This window comes from Caulobacter sp. GW821-FHT12A07 (genome assembly GCF_058807655.1).
Genome location: NZ_JBXAQX010000010.1, coordinates 109,105 through 122,480 on the forward strand (window position 1 = coordinate 109,105; position 13,376 = coordinate 122,480).

Below are 13,376 nucleotides of genomic sequence, written 5' to 3' on the forward strand. Positions count from 1 at the left end.
TTTCCAGGGTCTCAGGGGTCAAGGCCCACGCCTCCATCGTTCGTCACCAGCAGCCGGGATGGCGGCGCGCAGAACGCCTGCGGGACGCCGTCCATCGGACGCTTGCCCTTGTAGATCTTGTAGACGCCGACCACCCGGCAGCCCTTCAGGCCGACGAAGACGCTTTCCTCGACCGCCAGAAAGCTGAACGGGATGTCGCGCTTGCCGATGTCGGGACAGACAGCGCGGACGGACTGGACGGCGTCGTGCGTGTTGTCGTCGGTGTAGAGCGTGCTCGCGTCGGGCGGCGACTTGATGCCGGGCGTGAACTCGCACACCGTGTCCGAGCCCGGAAAGTGTCGGGCCAGCCGCTCGCCTGGCGCGCCGGCGATCTCGATGCGGCTCACGCCGCCGTCCCGCACGCCGCCATGCGTGACGTAGACATAGGCCACGACGAGCACCGCCGCGGCGGCGATCCAGAAAAGCTTCGCGCCTTTCGGGCTCGACTTCATCCCCGCACCGGCCAGGCGTGGTCGAGCGGACCATGGCCCTTGCCGAGGCCGGGCGCGCGCAGCATGGCTTCGTGGACGTAGTTCCAGGCCCGGGCGACAGCTTGCGTCAAAGGCAGGCCCTGCGACAGGCCGGTGGCGATGGCGCTGGCCAGGGTGCAGCCGGTGCCGTGGGTGTGGCGGGTGTCGATCCGCTCGCCCTCGAAGCTGGTCTCGCCCTGGCGGGTGATCAGCAGGTCCACGACCCGCTCACCGGGCACGTGTCCGCCCTTCATCAGAACGGCGTGGGCGCCGAGTTCCAGCAGGGCCTCGCCGGCCCGGCGCTGGTCGTCGATGGTCTCGACCGGCAGGCCGGTCAGGGCCGAAGCCTCCGGCGCGTTGGGGGTCAGCAGCGTGGCGCGGGGGATCATCAGCGCCTTGACCGCGTCGATCGCCCGGTCGGCCAGCAGCGGAGCGCCGCCCTTGGCGATCATCACCGGATCGACGACGGCCGGCACGTGGGGGGCGCTGGCCAGCACCCGGGCCACGGTCTCGACCACGCCGACATCGCCCAGCATGCCGGTCTTGAAGGCGTCGGCGCCGATGTCGTCGAGCACGGCGCGGGCCTGGGCTTCGATTACATCCAGCGGGATCGGATGCACCCCGGTGACGCCCAGGGTGTTCTGCACGGTGATGGCGGTGATCGCCGTGGCCGCGTAGCCGCCCAGGGCGGTGACGGTCTTGATGTCGGCCTGGACGCCCGCCCCGCCGCCGGAATCGGATCCGGCCAGGATGAGTACGCGGCCCAGGAAGGGTCCGGCGGGAATGGCGGAATCGGGGGAAGGCGCTTGGGTCACGCGCCTGTCCTACCCCGCTTTGAAGTCGGTTTGAACGGGGATCAGGCGACGCCGAAGGCGCCCAGGAAAGACGTCAGGCGACGCCGAAGGCGCCCGGGAAAGACGTTAGGCGACGCCGAAGGCGGCGGTCAGGCGGTCGAACTGGGCCTGGACGGGGCGCGGGGCCTCGTCGACGGCGGCGGCCTCGACATACATGCGGCGGTCCAGGTGGCGGACCCGCTCGTACAGGCGCTCGGAGCGCTGCAGCAGGTTCACCAGGCCGAAGGGCAGATCCTCGATCGCGGCGGCCTGCTCGCTGGTCTCGACGGCGAGACGGTAGTTCTCGGCGCAGGCGGCCTCGGGGGCCATCTCGCCTTCCTTGACCGCGCGCTGCACCAGCAGCCACGAGGCCACCTGCATCAGACGCGTGGTCAGGCGCATGCTTTCGCTGGCGTAGGCCAGGGCGGCGTTGCGCGACAGGATCTTGCTGTCATGACGGCCGGCCCCGTCGAGATAGGCCGCGGTCTCCTCGACCAGCAGCATGCCCTCGTCGAAGGTGCGGTCGAACAGTTCGGAGCGCGCGAAGTCCTGGATGACTCCCGCCCGCCAGGGGGCCGTGGACGCGTTCGGATCGGTCATGTCTACTCAATGCCTCTAAGGCCGCGAGGACGTCTCGCTTGAGGAGGCGGACTGCAACCCCCGTGCCAAGTCTTAACGTCCCGTTTCGCGACCGCCCCGACTCACTGTGACCGACGGACGCGCCTTAAGGGTCCACGGGTAGCGTAAACCATTCGTTAGTCGAGGCGACCAAACAGCGCATCGGCCGCGGCGCGCCCGGCTTTCTTCTTGCTGAGCTGGGCTTTGGTGCGGGCGATTTCGGCCTCGAGGGCCTCGATCCGCTCTTCCAGTTCGATGACGCCGTAGGTCTCGAGATCCTCGTGCGCGGCGCTGTTGAGCGCATCGCCACGGAACGCGCGCGGCTCGACCGGCTCTTCCATCATCGGCCATCCTCCCTTTCCGATCGGCCATCAGACGCCTACCTAGGGCGCGACGCAAGCGCGACGGAGCCGCCAGCATGTCCCAGACCATGACCGCGATCGAGATCGAAGGCGGCAAGGGGGCGGCCGACGCCCTGCGCCCGGCCCAGGTGGAACGTCCCGTTCCGGGGCCGGGCGAGATCCTGATCCGGGTGCGCGCGGCGGGCGTCAATCGTCCGGACCTGTTGCAGCGCCTGGGGTTCTATCCGCCGCCGCCCGGCGCGCCGACGACGCTGGGCCTGGAGGTCGCCGGCGAGGTCGAGGTCGCCGCCGGACGCTGGAAGGTCGGCGACAAGGTCTGCGCCCTGCTGGGCGGCGGGGGCTATGCGCAATACGCCGTGGTCGACGCCCGCCAGGCCCTGCCCGTGCCCGAAGGCTTTGATTTCGTTCACGCCGCGGCCCTGCCCGAAACCGTCTTCACCGTCTTCGCCAATGTGTTCGAACACGGCGCGCTGAAGCCTGGCGAGACCATTTTGATTCATGGTGGGACGTCCGGGATCGGGACAACGGCGATCGCCATGGCCAAGGCGGCCGGCGCGATCGTCATCGCCACCGGTCGCGGGACCGACAAGAAGGCCAAGGCGCTCGAACTCGGCGCCGATCTGGCGGTCGACGCGAAAACCGAGGACTTCGCCGAGATCGCCAAGGCCGCCGGCGGGGTCGACGTGGTGCTCGACATGGTCGGGGCCGCCTATTTCGACAAGAACCTCGACGCCCTGAAGACCGGCGGCCGCATCGTCTACATCGCCGCCCTGGCCGGCGGGGTGCTGGAGGTCCCGGTGATGAAGGTGATGCAGAAACGCGCCGTGATCACCGGCTCGACCCTGCGCCCCCGCCCCGCCGACGAAAAGGCCCGCCTGGCCGCCGAGATCGAGCGGGTGGTTTGGCCATGGATCGCGGCCGGCAAGCTCAAACCCATCGTCGACGCGACCTTCCCCCTGGCCGAGGCGGCCAAGGCCCATGCGCACCTGGAGGCGGGCGAGCACGTGGGCAAGGTGGTGCTGACCACCTGAGCCTTCTCCCGGTTTTCCTTCTCCCCTTGCGGGAGAAGGTGGCGACCGTTCGCGAGGAACCTCCCCCTGTGGGGGAGGCGATCGCGTAGCGATCGGTGGGGGGAGTTGGTGCGGGATCGGCCGACGCCTCAAAAGCTGAAAACGTCCCCCCACCGGCCTTCGGCCGCCTCCCCCATAGGGGGAGGTTCCTGGACGCACGACCTCTCGATCTCACGCGCGATTGCGCTGAGCTGATGAAGGAGAGCGGAGCGCCCGGGCGACGCCCGGAGGTGTTGTTGTGTGTACCGTTTCGGCGAAGCCTAGACGCTCCGCGCGGTCGTTAGACTGCCGGCTTCCCGGGCGGCGGCGCTCTTAACGCCTTACCAGGACCGCCTTCGAGGTTTCCCTTTCAAGCGGCGACGAGGAGAGGGGTGCTCTGTAATCCTCGCCCAAGCAGACGACGGGCGGGCCTGGCCAGCGCCAGGTCCCCGGACGCGACGGATCTTCCCAATCCGCCCCAGTCCCGCTCGATCGCATCCCGCCGCCGCATGGTCGCTGGCCGCGCGCCCCTTCGGTGCGGCGAGACGGGGTTATTATGCGGGTGGTTTGAGCGCGTCTGATCCAGGGCGCTGAGAAAGTTGCAAGCAGCTGGATTGGTTGGGGTCTTTGGAGCGGTCGCCGGGGATCCAGCTTCATCTATCCCCGTCCGCGATCCTTCTCCCCTTGCGGGAGAAGGTGGCGGCCGAAGGCCGTCGGATGAGGGGTCTCTCAAACTTGAGACGCATCACCCGGCCTGACCGCCGCACGCAGCGTTTGATTTCTGAGAGACCCCTCACCCGACCTCGCTCCGCGAGGCCACCCTCTCCCGCAAGGGGAGAGGGATCAGTTGTTCCGCTTTCGCGGGGATTTTATGGAGGAGAGAGCGGTCAGGCACGGAGCCCAGTCTCGCCCCCTCCACCACTTCGTGGTCCCCCTCCCCCGTTGCACGGGAGAGGAGCAAGCAGCTGAGAGACCCCTCACCCGACCCTGCTCCGCAGGGCCACCCTCTCCCGCAAGGGGAGAGGGATCAGGCGGCTCCCCTGCTAGTTCGGCGGCGGAGGCGGCGCGGTGCGGGGCACGCGTTTGACCAGGCGCACCGTGTCGACCAGCTGGAGGCGCCCGCCCGGCAGCTCCTTCATCTTCAGGTCGGCGCTGTTGAGGTTGATGGTCTTGTAATAGGCGCCTTCGCGTGGCGCGGCGATGCAGGCCCGGTCGCCATTGCAGCCGACGACGATGGTGATGCGCGGGAACATGCCGCGCTCGTCCTTGCGCACCGCGATTTCCAGGTTGCCCTCGGTGAAGTCCACGACGTCGGGACGCAGGACGGCGAAGGTGTCGCCGCCGTAGTCCTCGATGTTGGCGCCGTCCAGCTGCACCGTCGCGTTGATCGTCCAGAACTGCGAGCGGGAACGGTCGATGCGGTCGTTCAGGTCGACGATGAAGGGCGCGGCGACGGCGAACAGGATCAGGTAGACGGCGAACGCGCCGCCGGCGTTGAAGGTTATGCCCGCCAGGACCCCCGTCGCCCGCACGGGCGACTTGGGAAACAGCCGGTAGATCAGAATGCTCGGCAGCAGAGGCAGCAGAAACCACATGCAAAGAGCGACAATCGAGAGTATCACGACCACGACATGCACTCCGATCGGGCTGGAGATGGAATCATGGGATGCAAAGCCAAATCCCTGATCGTACTTTGCGCCACGACCATCCTTTTGGCCACCCCGGTCAATTCCATAGCGGACAGCAACACACAATCTTGCGGCGCCGAGTTTTTCAACACGTCGAACCAGTTCCTATACTATTTCGATCGCGGAAAATTCGATGACGCCTTCCGCTTCGTTCGATCCGAATATCGGCCGATGCGTAACCTGTCAGAATTCAAAAAGTACTTTTCCGACCGCCGCAAGAAAGTAGGCGGGAACCCCATCTATGTTGAATACAGCGAAAACGCGTTGAAGTATAAAAAATCAACCGCAGAGAGATTGAAGAACAATTTTCAACGGAAAGTAACAAAAAGCTCACTCTATAAACTCAACGGTCGCGCAACCTGCGCCATCACCTACGAAGTCGAATACCCAACCGCTTTCGCCAGCGAATACATATACATAACCAAGGCCGGCGACACGCTGAAGGTGCTGCGCTTCGACGACGGAGCCTGGTGAGGGCGCCCCGCCCTCGCCCTCAGTTCCAGGCGCCGGCCTTCAGGGCCTTTTCGAAGGTGGCGGCGTAGCCGGCGATCTGGGCGGCCTTGTCGTTGCCGTTGATGACGTAGCGCGCCAGGCCGTAGGCCTTCTGGGTGGCCGAGCCGGCGGCCTTGTCGATGTAGCGGCCCAGGCCCTTGGCCGTGAACCAGCCCTCCTCCATGCCCAAGGCCATGATCGCGGCGGCGAGATCCGGACGCTTGGCCAGGGTCGGCTGCTGGTCGATCGGCTCGTCCAGCTCCTTGGCGGCGCGGACGTAGTTGTTCTTCCAGGTCAGCTGCACGTAGCCCCGGCCGTGATAGCGCACGCCGTCGCCGGGCGCGGTGTTGCCGTTGGCCTTGGCGCGCTTGGGATTGATGCCCTCGACGTCGTAGAGCCGGCGGAAATAGGCGTCGCCGCCCTGCTCGTCGATCGGCTGCATGGTCTGGGCGGTCTCGTGATAGGCGGTGGCCAGGCCGTAGGCCGTCCAGGCCGCGCCCCAGCCGTGGGCGCCGAGCGCGGTGAGGACGGCGTTGCAGCCGGCCACTTCCGTCTGACTCAGGGTCGGCCCCAGCATCTTGGAGCCGCGGATGGAATCGAAGAAAGCGTCACTGTCCTTCAGAGCCATGGCGCGCCTCCCGCTTTCGCCTTTTCGGCGAGGTTAGCAGAATGCACGCATCGCGATCAATGCGGCGCGTGACAGCCTTGTCGCGAGCCGCATCGATCCCCGTTCCCTTTCCGGGAGAACCGGATTATAGCTCTCGTTGAACAACCCCGCCCGGCCGAAAGGTCGGGCGCCGTCATTTCTGGAGGACCGCATGTCCGACATTCTGATGCCCAAGGCGACCGCCGTCTGGCTCGTGGACAACACCTCGCTGAGCTTCGAGCAGATCGCCGACTTCTGCGGCCTGCACCCGCTGGAAGTTCGCGGCATCGCCGACGGCGAAGTGGCGCGCGACATCCGCGGCGCCGATCCGATCGGCAACGGCCAGCTGACCCGCGAAGAGCTCGACAAGGCCCAGCGCGCCCCGCAGTACCGCATGAAGGCCCAGGTGAGCCGTCACGCCGAGCTGCTGAAGCCGCAGAAGAAGGCCCCGCGCTACACCCCGGTGTCGCGTCGCCAGGACCGTCCGGACGCCATCGCCTGGTTCATCCGCCACCACCCGGAAGTGACCGACGCCCAGATCTCGAAGATCCTCGGCACGACCAAGGCCACCATCGAGCAGGTGCGCAACCGCACCCACTGGAACGCGGCCAACATCAAGCCGGTCGATCCGGTGACCCTGGGCCTGGTCGGCCAGCTGGAACTCGACGCCCTCGTCAAGAAGGCGGCCGAGAAGAAGGCCAAGGACGACGCCAAGAAGGGCATCGTCGCCGAGGACCCGACCCTGCGTCCGGCGGCCGAAACGGCCTACATCTCCGAGGAAGAGCAGGAAGAGCGCGACATCCGCGCCGCCCGCGCCGAACCGAAGGCCGAGGACGTGTTCGGCTCGTTCAAGGGCAATGTCGACGACGAAGACGACGAGGACTGATCCTCTTCCCTCTGCATAGAGGGGTCCGGACAGCAAAAAGGCCCATCCGACGCTCGGATGGGCCTTTTCCTTGCCTCAAAGGCTAGTGGAGCCTCGCTCGAAGTCCCTCTATCTCCTCCTTGAGCCTGAGCTTCTGCCGCTTCAGCTCTCGAAGCCTGGTGGCGTCGCTACCCGGTCGACTGGTCTCCTCCTGGATCGTGCGGTCGAGGTTCTCGTGACGGGACCCCAGCTCGCGGATACGGGATTCGATGGCCATGGGCTCGGCCTCCTTTTGGGCTGTTGACCGAGGGAGTGAACACCCGCTGGTCCGGACTGTCAGATCACATATGATTGCAATCGGCGGCGCTTGACGTGGCGACGCTTCCTCCCGTGACGGACGAAAATTCACCATGACGGACGCCGCCGCCCCTCCCCCGAAGCCGCGCCTGGTGATCGGAATCTCCGGCGCTTCGGGCGCGCTCTACGGCCTGCGCGCCCTGGCCGCCTGCCGCGACCTGGGGGTCGAGAGCCACCTCGTGATGAGCAAGTCGGCGGCCCTGACCCTGGCCCAGGAGACCGGTCTTTCGGTCGCGCAGGCCGCCGAGACGGCCGACGTCGTGCACCGGATCGGCGACGTCGGGGCCTCGATCGCCTCGGGCTCCTACCGCACCCTGGGCATGATCGTCGCGCCCTGCTCGGTGCGGACGATGAGCGAGATCGCCACCGGCGTAACCTCCTCCCTGCTGACCCGCGCCGCCGACGTCACCCTGAAGGAGCGCCGGCCGCTGGTGCTGATGGTGCGCGAGAGCCCGCTGCACCTGGGCCACCTGCGCACCCTGACGCGTCTTGCCGAAATGGGCGCGGTGATCGCCCCGCCGGTGCCGGCCTTCTATGCGAAACCCGTCTCGATCGAGGAGATGGTCGACCAGTCGGTGGGCCGGGCGCTCGACCTCTTCGGCCTGACCTGGGGGCCGGTGAAGCGCTGGGGCGAGGATCTTCCGCCGATCGGATCTACCGTCAACGAAACGGACGAAAATTAACGGCCATGCGGTTCTGGGACTGGGCGCTTTCCGTCTATGCGCGACAGCCTGTCGCAGTCGCCTGCCTGCACCTGCAGGACGCGCACGGCCAGAACGTGCCGTTCCTGCTGTGGGCGGCCTGGACGGCGCTGGAGGGGCGGCCCGCCGACCTGGCGCGCGCCGCGGCCCTGGTCCGCGCCTGGGACGCCGAGATCGGCGCGCCCCTGCGCGGCGTGCGCCGGGCGCTGAAGCCTTCGCGTCCCGACGTGGCCGATCCAGCCCGGGAGACCTTCCGCGACCAGGTCAAGGCGGCCGAACTGGCCGGCGAGAAGCTGCTGATGGAGAGCCTGGAGGCGATCTGCGGCCCGGTGGGCGCCACGGCCGACGTCTACGGCGCCCTGCTGGCGGCGGCCCGGGCCTCCGGCGAGCCGCCGCAGGACGCGGCTTTGGCGCGGTTGGCCGATGCTCTGGCTTGAAATGGCAGCTCGGCGCGCTCCAGCCTTTACCGCCCGTCAGGCTTTGCTATCTATCACCGCCTTCGGACCAGTGCTCAGAGTGGGGGAACGTCCATGAACGATGACGATCCTTCGGAAGAAACCTCCATCGCCATCGAGCGCCGCCTGGCGATCCTGCGCGAGGAGCACCAGGACCTGTCGGACGCCGTCGCGGCCCTGGAAGAACGCCCCCAGCCCGACATGCTGCAGATCGCCCGCCTCAAGCGCCGCAAGCTGGCCCTCAAGGACGAGATCGTCCGCCTGGAAGACCAGGTGACGCCGGACATCATCGCCTGACGAGCGAACCTCCCCCTCTGGGGGAGGCGATCGCGCAGCGATCGGTGGGGGGCGTGACTGCGAAGCCCGCCAAGGCCTGCGGCAGCTGAAAACTTCCCCCCGCCGGCCTTCGGCCGCCTCCCCCAGAGGGGGAGGTTCCTAACGGGCTACTCCAGATCCCCCGGCCCGAACGCCTCGGGCAGCAGGCTCCAGAACGGCGTGCGCTTCGTGGCCGCTCCGCCCTGCACCGAGACGATCTCGCAGGTCTTGGCCGCGAACTCGCCGATGCGCTGGCGGCAGGCGCCGCAGGGCTGGACGACGGCGTCGGAGCCGGCGGCGATGTAGACGCGCTCGATGCGGCGGCCGCCGGCCGTGACCATGGCCCCGATCGCCGTCTGCTCGGCGCAGGTGCCCGACGGATAGGCGGCGTTCTCGACATTGACGCCGAAATGCACCCCGCCCAGGTCGTCGACGACCGCGCTGGCGACGGTGAAGTTCGAATAGCGGGCGTAGGACCGCTCAAGATAGGCCGGCAGCGCGGCGGCGATGGCCGCTTCGTCGGAAGCCTGGATTTCAGAAAAAGATTTCGCGGCGCTCATGCCATCCCTCGGATCCCGGCAGGATCGCGCCGGGAACCGAGGCAATCAGTCGCGGCCCGCTTATGCAAGCGCAAAGAGGCGGGCTGCGGTCAGGTTTCGCCGGGCGCCAGGGCGACGATCGACAGGGCGTGCACGGGACCCGCCATCTCCTCGGCCAGGGCCTGGAAAATCAGCCGTTGGCGGGCCACGCGGCCCTTGCCCACGAAGGCCTCGGCCTCGATCGTCAGGTTGAAGTGGCTCTCGCCGCCCTCGCGGTGGCCGGCATGGCCCTGGTGGCGAGCGCTGTCGTCCACGACCTCCAGCCGGGTGGGCGAAAAAGCGGTGGTCAACTTGGCTTCGATGGCGTCTGAGACGGCGCCCATGGTGATCTCCGGCATGTCAATCCTTGAACGGAAATAGCCTGGGCTTACTCTAAGCGCCATGAGCCGTGCGTTCGAATACCGCCCCAAGTTTTTCGACATCCGCGTCCGCCCGCCCAAGCCGGGCGAGGAGGAGGGTCCGCGCGCCGACGACGTCAACCGGCTGAAGCCGGGTCAGCGTCGGTGCGAGCATGCCGACTGCCTGCGTCCGGCCGAGGCCAAGGCGCCCAAGAGCCGCGACCTGCCGGGCCAGTACTACCATTTCTGTCAGCCGCACGCGGCCGAGTACAACAAGAACTGGAACTTCTACGCCGGCATGAACGAGGGCCAGATTCGCGCCGAGCAGGAGCGCGAGAAGGTCACCGGCGGCCGGCCGACCTGGAGCATGAAGGCCGACGCCGGCTCGCGCGAGGCCGCCGCCGCCGCCGCCCGCGACGCCCGCAACATGGCCGACCCGTTCGGCCTGTTCCGCGCCCAGCAGCGAAAGGCCGAATCGGCCGCCGCCGGTCGCGCCGTCGGCAAGTTGGAGCGCCAGGCCCTGGCCGACATGGATCTGGACGTCGACGCCGACGCCGCGGCCATCCGCGCGCGCTACAAGGACCTGCTCAAGCGCTGCCACCCCGACATGAACGGCGGCGACCGCAGCGCCGAGCACAAGCTCCAGCGGGTGATCAAGGCCTACAAGACCCTGCAGAAGTCCGGGATGGCGAAGTAGCGACGACTCAGGGCGCGAGGCGGCGGTAGCCCTTCTCGCTCCAGCCTTCGTAGAAGTCGCCCGGCTCGCCCTCCTCGGTCGCGATGGCGTCCAGCGGCTCGCGCGTGCCGTCCGGGTAGACCAGCGACCAGCCGCCGTCCGTCGCGCGCGCCAGGACCACCTCGACGCGGCGGGCCTCGCCGATCGGTCCGACGAGGCAGCTCATGCGCAGGCGAGTCGCCGACAGCCAGGCTACCGGCCGGCAGGACACGCCCTTCGAGGCCGTGGGAACCAGGTCCGCGCCGTCGGCCCGATAGACGGTCACGCCGCCGCCGTCGTCGCTCTCATTGCCGAACACCAGCCAGGCGCCGTCGGGCGAGCCTGAAGGGGTTCCGACGTCCGCGACGCGAGGGCGACCGTCGGCGCCGATCAGCAGCGACAGGAGCTCGCCCTCCCCGTGGGTGAAGGTGAGATGGGGCAGCCGTTCGCCGCCGATGGCCACGACGCCCGCCATGCGCCAGCGCGCGCACTGGTCGAAGCCGTCGCAGAAGCCGCTGTCGGAGAAGCTGGCCACGTCACCGCGGGGGCCGCGCATGAACAGGACATCGCCCTCGCGGCGGGCCAGATCGGGGAAACGGGCCAGGACACTGGCCTCTTCGGGACGCCCCTGGTCGAGATTCTCGCGCAACAGCCGGGCGTAGGCGCGATCGTCTTCGGCTTGAGACACCGTGACGTCCGGCGAGGCGGCGGCGGAGCGGGCGGCTTCGGCGCGGTCGCGGCGGAGCGTCAGTCCGCCGGCGACGGCGAGGGTGGCCGCCATGACGGCGGCCGTGACGATCCAGGGAAAGGCGCGCTTGAAGGCCATGGCCGAGCTTTAGGCCCGGCCGGCCAGTCGCGCGAGTCTCAAAGCGGACTCGCGCTTAAATTCAGCGAATGCGGATGCGGATCGGCACGTCGATGAACGAACCGGCGCGGCTCTTGCCGTCCGGGCCCAGCAGGTCGACCTGGATCTGCGAGGCCATCTGCAGGGCGGCGTCGCCGACGCCCAGATCGTTGGGGCTCTCGGCCTGGACGCTGCAAGCCGTCAGGCCGCCGTTGTTCTTGACCATGCAGCTGAGCAGGGCCACCGCTTCGCGCGGTTGCGCCACCTGGACGACACGGGCCTGCGGCTCGGCCGAGGCGGACGGAGCGGCGGCGGTCACGGCGGCGGCGAGAACGAACGAAGCGATCACTGTATCATCCCTATTATCTTGCGGAGGGCCCTGGGGGTTTCCCGGGAGCCTCCGGTGTCATTTTGGGTCAGGCGGCGTTCGCCTGCTTGAGCCGTTGCAACCCCTGGGCCGCCAGGTCGGTCAGCGACCGCAGGCCCAGTTCGGCGAAGACGTCGAACGCGACCGCAAGAGCGGTGGCCGCCCGGTCCAGGCGACCGTCGTCGCGGCCGGTGATCTCGACCCGGGCTTCATAGAGACGGGCCAGGTTCATCTGGGCCACGGCCCAGCCGGCCGGATCGCGCGCGCCCGGATGGGCGGAAAGCTCGGCCTTGAAGGCCATCTCGGCGGCGTCGAGCACGGCCAGGTCCGCCGTCAGCTCGGCGCAGCGGGCGAGACTCAGGGCGCGGTTGTTGGCGACGGCGGCGCGCAGGGACAGAGCCGGCTGCACCTTCACGATGTGGGTGGCGCGATCGTAGCAAGTGACGGCCTGCTCGAAGCAGCGGTCCGAGGTGGTGGCCTCGCCCATCATCTGTAGGGCCTCGCCCAGGCCGGCCTGGGCGCGGGCCCAGTCCAGCGGGCTGTGGCCGGGGTCGAGCGGTTCCAGCGCCTGGGTGGCGGCCTCGACGCCGTCGGCGATCAGCGACAGTTCGCCATCGAAATCGCCCAGTCGGGTCAGGGCCTCGGCGCGCAGCAGTTCCAGGCGCGACCAGGTCAGAGGTTCGAAATCGGGATCGAGGGCGGCGACGGCGACGCGGGCCTCGGCCAGGGCGACCTCGACCAGCGAGCGGTCCTTCAGGCGGACGGCGCAGGCCAGCAGCAGGTCGATGCGGGCGGCGCGCTGGTCGGCCAGTTGCAGGCGACCGCCGCCGGCCTTGGCGCCGCGATCGCTCGCCAGCACGTCCAGCGGGGCCTCGAAGGCCTGGGCGCAGGCCAGGGCGCGGTCGATATTGTTGTCGGACAGGGCCATGCGGCCGTCGACGGCGGCCATCAGGGCCGCGGCCAGCGGCGCGTGCGGGCCGTGGGCCGACTTGGCCAAGGAAAGCGTGGCGCCGGCGGCCGCGTGCAGGCCCTCGTCGCCGAACAGTTCAGCGCCCAGCATGGCCAGCACCGCCTGCTCGCAGCGGGCGGCGGCGGTCAGCTCGGGCTTGCGCTCGGTCTCGCCCAGCCGGGCGGCGGCCTCGGCCTGGGCCGCGCCTTTACGTAAAGCAGCGGCGTCGCCGGTGCGGCGGGCCACTTCGCGCCAGACCACGGCGGCTTCCAGCAGGCGCACCGCGCGGTCCTTGCAGCCGATGCGGCCGGCGGCCACGTCGGCGGCGCGGGCCTCGTTGGTCAGCAGGCGCAGGTCCATCAGTTCCAGCAGCGCGGTGTCGCCGCCGGTCAGCCCTTCGCGATGGGCGGCGGCATGGGAGACGCGGCCCTGGCCGTCGACGCCCAGCAAACGCTTCAGGTCCCGTCCAACGAATTCGAACATCGCTCGCGCACTCCGCACCCGGATCGTCCCACCTCGGCACGCCCGAGATGGATTTAACGCGATATCAGCAAAACCGGAGCCAACGCTCTTAACAAGGGGTTAACAGGTGTGAATCCGCCGTTAACCACGAATATTTAGATCACATTAACTTTGATCGCCGCGACGGCCTGGAAATCTGGGTTTTTGACCCA

Annotated in this window: 19 protein-coding genes; 7 read left to right on the forward strand and 12 right to left on the reverse strand. The window is 68.5% G+C overall.

The features are described from left to right. Positions 1 to 11 precede the first annotated feature (11 nt). From AC1RRS_RS19085 to AC1RRS_RS19100, 4 genes are all read right to left on the reverse strand, one after another. The gene (locus tag AC1RRS_RS19085) at positions 12 to 491 is read right to left on the reverse strand and encodes a hypothetical protein (protein WP_492856483.1); all 480 of its coding nucleotides are present in this window, start codon (positions 489 to 491) and stop codon (positions 12 to 14) included. Then, positions 488 to 1,276, reverse strand: coding sequence for a bifunctional hydroxymethylpyrimidine kinase/phosphomethylpyrimidine kinase (thiD, locus tag AC1RRS_RS19090; protein WP_492856601.1), 789 nt, complete (start codon positions 1,274 to 1,276; stop codon positions 488 to 490). The genes AC1RRS_RS19085 and thiD overlap by 4 nt, the downstream gene beginning before the upstream one ends. Before the next feature lie 153 nt (positions 1,277 to 1,429). Beyond that, on the reverse strand, positions 1,430 to 1,942 hold the full coding sequence (gene rcdA / locus AC1RRS_RS19095; RefSeq protein WP_487289119.1) for a protease adaptor protein RcdA: 513 nt from the start codon (positions 1,940 to 1,942) through the stop codon (positions 1,430 to 1,432). A 155-nt stretch (positions 1,943 to 2,097) separates the two neighbouring features. After that, positions 2,098 to 2,304 (reverse strand): DUF1192 domain-containing protein, encoded by a 207-nt coding sequence (locus AC1RRS_RS19100; protein ID WP_487289117.1) that lies wholly within the window; start codon positions 2,302 to 2,304, stop codon positions 2,098 to 2,100. 74 nt (positions 2,305 to 2,378) lie between these two features. Between AC1RRS_RS19100 and AC1RRS_RS19105 the strand changes: the two genes are divergently transcribed. After that, entirely contained in the window at positions 2,379 to 3,353 is a 975-nt protein-coding gene (locus AC1RRS_RS19105; RefSeq protein ID WP_492856484.1) for an NAD(P)H-quinone oxidoreductase, read from the forward strand. A 1,061-nt stretch (positions 3,354 to 4,414) separates the two neighbouring features. Here AC1RRS_RS19105 and AC1RRS_RS19110 read toward each other — a convergent pair. Continuing rightward, a complete protein-coding gene (locus tag AC1RRS_RS19110) occupies positions 4,415 to 4,966 on the reverse strand; it encodes a hypothetical protein (RefSeq protein ID WP_492856486.1) in 552 nt (183 codons plus the stop codon). Between the two features lie 66 nt (positions 4,967 to 5,032). Here AC1RRS_RS19110 and AC1RRS_RS19115 point away from each other — a divergent pair, with 66 nt between their 5' ends. Next, complete coding sequence (locus AC1RRS_RS19115; protein ID WP_492856487.1) at positions 5,033 to 5,533, forward strand: hypothetical protein; 501 nt, start codon at positions 5,033 to 5,035, stop codon at positions 5,531 to 5,533. A gap of 19 nt (positions 5,534 to 5,552) precedes the next feature. Here the strand turns inward: AC1RRS_RS19115 and AC1RRS_RS19120 are convergent, their stop codons facing one another. Then, positions 5,553 to 6,179: a hypothetical protein gene (locus tag AC1RRS_RS19120; RefSeq protein ID WP_487289112.1), complete on the reverse strand. Its 627-nt coding sequence runs from the start codon at positions 6,177 to 6,179 to the stop codon at positions 5,553 to 5,555. 190 nt (positions 6,180 to 6,369) lie between these two features. Between AC1RRS_RS19120 and AC1RRS_RS19125 the strand changes: the two genes are divergently transcribed. Further along, positions 6,370 to 7,083, forward strand: coding sequence for a DUF1013 domain-containing protein (locus AC1RRS_RS19125; RefSeq protein WP_110117943.1), 714 nt, complete (start codon positions 6,370 to 6,372; stop codon positions 7,081 to 7,083). 82 nt (positions 7,084 to 7,165) lie between these two features. Here AC1RRS_RS19125 and AC1RRS_RS19130 read toward each other — a convergent pair whose 3' ends face one another. Then, a complete protein-coding gene (locus tag AC1RRS_RS19130; RefSeq protein WP_110117944.1) occupies positions 7,166 to 7,339 on the reverse strand; it encodes a YdcH family protein in 174 nt (57 codons plus the stop codon). A 133-nt stretch (positions 7,340 to 7,472) separates the two neighbouring features. On the opposite strand from AC1RRS_RS19130, the gene AC1RRS_RS19135 reads away from it, so the two are divergent. From AC1RRS_RS19135 to AC1RRS_RS19145, 3 genes are all read left to right on the forward strand, one after another. After that, a complete protein-coding gene (locus AC1RRS_RS19135; RefSeq protein WP_492856489.1) occupies positions 7,473 to 8,102 on the forward strand; it encodes a UbiX family flavin prenyltransferase in 630 nt (209 codons plus the stop codon). A 5-nt stretch (positions 8,103 to 8,107) separates the two neighbouring features. After that, positions 8,108 to 8,557 (forward strand): TIGR02444 family protein, encoded by a 450-nt coding sequence (locus tag AC1RRS_RS19140; RefSeq protein WP_492856490.1) that lies wholly within the window; start codon positions 8,108 to 8,110, stop codon positions 8,555 to 8,557. Positions 8,558 to 8,650: 93 nt separating this feature from the next. Next, positions 8,651 to 8,872: a YdcH family protein gene (locus AC1RRS_RS19145; protein ID WP_110133432.1), complete on the forward strand. Its 222-nt coding sequence runs from the start codon at positions 8,651 to 8,653 to the stop codon at positions 8,870 to 8,872. Positions 8,873 to 9,018: 146 nt separating this feature from the next. Here AC1RRS_RS19145 and cdd read toward each other — a convergent pair whose 3' ends face one another. After that, positions 9,019 to 9,450 carry a cytidine deaminase gene (cdd, locus tag AC1RRS_RS19150; RefSeq protein ID WP_492856492.1) on the reverse strand — a complete coding sequence of 144 codons (432 nt, stop codon included), beginning with the start codon at positions 9,448 to 9,450 and terminating at the stop codon, positions 9,019 to 9,021. An 89-nt stretch (positions 9,451 to 9,539) separates the two neighbouring features. Beyond that, the gene (locus AC1RRS_RS19155) at positions 9,540 to 9,812 is read right to left on the reverse strand and encodes a BolA family protein (RefSeq protein WP_492856494.1); all 273 of its coding nucleotides are present in this window, start codon (positions 9,810 to 9,812) and stop codon (positions 9,540 to 9,542) included. A gap of 58 nt (positions 9,813 to 9,870) precedes the next feature. Here AC1RRS_RS19155 and AC1RRS_RS19160 point away from each other — a divergent pair, with 58 nt between their 5' ends. Continuing rightward, a complete protein-coding gene (locus tag AC1RRS_RS19160; RefSeq protein WP_487289103.1) occupies positions 9,871 to 10,524 on the forward strand; it encodes a J domain-containing protein in 654 nt (217 codons plus the stop codon). 7 nt (positions 10,525 to 10,531) lie between these two features. Here AC1RRS_RS19160 and AC1RRS_RS19165 read toward each other — a convergent pair whose 3' ends face one another. The 3 genes from AC1RRS_RS19165 to AC1RRS_RS19175 all read right to left on the reverse strand — a co-directional run bounded on the left by AC1RRS_RS19165 (position 10,532) and on the right by AC1RRS_RS19175 (position 13,185). Further along, positions 10,532 to 11,368 carry a hypothetical protein gene (locus AC1RRS_RS19165; protein WP_492856495.1) on the reverse strand — a complete coding sequence of 279 codons (837 nt, stop codon included), beginning with the start codon at positions 11,366 to 11,368 and terminating at the stop codon, positions 10,532 to 10,534. Between the two features lie 61 nt (positions 11,369 to 11,429). Then, positions 11,430 to 11,735 carry a hypothetical protein gene (locus tag AC1RRS_RS19170; protein ID WP_110121324.1) on the reverse strand — a complete coding sequence of 102 codons (306 nt, stop codon included), beginning with the start codon at positions 11,733 to 11,735 and terminating at the stop codon, positions 11,430 to 11,432. Between the two features lie 67 nt (positions 11,736 to 11,802). After that, on the reverse strand, positions 11,803 to 13,185 hold the full coding sequence (locus AC1RRS_RS19175; RefSeq protein WP_492856497.1) for a hypothetical protein: 1,383 nt from the start codon (positions 13,183 to 13,185) through the stop codon (positions 11,803 to 11,805). Positions 13,186 to 13,376 lie beyond the last annotated feature (191 nt).

Bases quoted from the DNA above. Each gene is read 5' to 3' on its own strand.
- AC1RRS_RS19085 (WP_492856483.1), bottom strand. From the start codon at position 491: ATGAAGTCGAGCCCGAAAGGCGCGAAGCTTTTCTGGATCGCCGCCGCG.
- rcdA (WP_487289119.1), bottom strand. From the start codon at position 1,942: ATGACCGATCCGAACGCGTCCACGGCCCCCTGGCGGGCGGGAGTCATC.
- AC1RRS_RS19100 (WP_487289117.1), bottom strand. From the start codon at position 2,304: ATGATGGAAGAGCCGGTCGAGCCGCGCGCGTTCCGTGGCGATGCGCTC.
- AC1RRS_RS19105 (WP_492856484.1), top strand. From the start codon at position 2,379: ATGTCCCAGACCATGACCGCGATCGAGATCGAAGGCGGCAAGGGGGCG.
- AC1RRS_RS19110 (WP_492856486.1), bottom strand. From the start codon at position 4,966: ATGTGGTTTCTGCTGCCTCTGCTGCCGAGCATTCTGATCTACCGGCTG.
- AC1RRS_RS19115 (WP_492856487.1), top strand. From the start codon at position 5,033: ATGGGATGCAAAGCCAAATCCCTGATCGTACTTTGCGCCACGACCATC.
- AC1RRS_RS19120 (WP_487289112.1), bottom strand. From the start codon at position 6,179: ATGGCTCTGAAGGACAGTGACGCTTTCTTCGATTCCATCCGCGGCTCC.
- AC1RRS_RS19125 (WP_110117943.1), top strand. From the start codon at position 6,370: ATGTCCGACATTCTGATGCCCAAGGCGACCGCCGTCTGGCTCGTGGAC.
- AC1RRS_RS19130 (WP_110117944.1), bottom strand. From the start codon at position 7,339: ATGGCCATCGAATCCCGTATCCGCGAGCTGGGGTCCCGTCACGAGAAC.
- AC1RRS_RS19135 (WP_492856489.1), top strand. From the start codon at position 7,473: ATGACGGACGCCGCCGCCCCTCCCCCGAAGCCGCGCCTGGTGATCGGA.
- AC1RRS_RS19140 (WP_492856490.1), top strand. From the start codon at position 8,108: ATGCGGTTCTGGGACTGGGCGCTTTCCGTCTATGCGCGACAGCCTGTC.
- AC1RRS_RS19145 (WP_110133432.1), top strand. From the start codon at position 8,651: ATGAACGATGACGATCCTTCGGAAGAAACCTCCATCGCCATCGAGCGC.
- cdd (WP_492856492.1), bottom strand. From the start codon at position 9,450: ATGAGCGCCGCGAAATCTTTTTCTGAAATCCAGGCTTCCGACGAAGCG.
- AC1RRS_RS19155 (WP_492856494.1), bottom strand. From the start codon at position 9,812: ATGGGCGCCGTCTCAGACGCCATCGAAGCCAAGTTGACCACCGCTTTT.
- AC1RRS_RS19160 (WP_487289103.1), top strand. From the start codon at position 9,871: ATGAGCCGTGCGTTCGAATACCGCCCCAAGTTTTTCGACATCCGCGTC.
- AC1RRS_RS19165 (WP_492856495.1), bottom strand. From the start codon at position 11,368: ATGGCCTTCAAGCGCGCCTTTCCCTGGATCGTCACGGCCGCCGTCATG.
- AC1RRS_RS19175 (WP_492856497.1), bottom strand. From the start codon at position 13,185: ATGTTCGAATTCGTTGGACGGGACCTGAAGCGTTTGCTGGGCGTCGAC.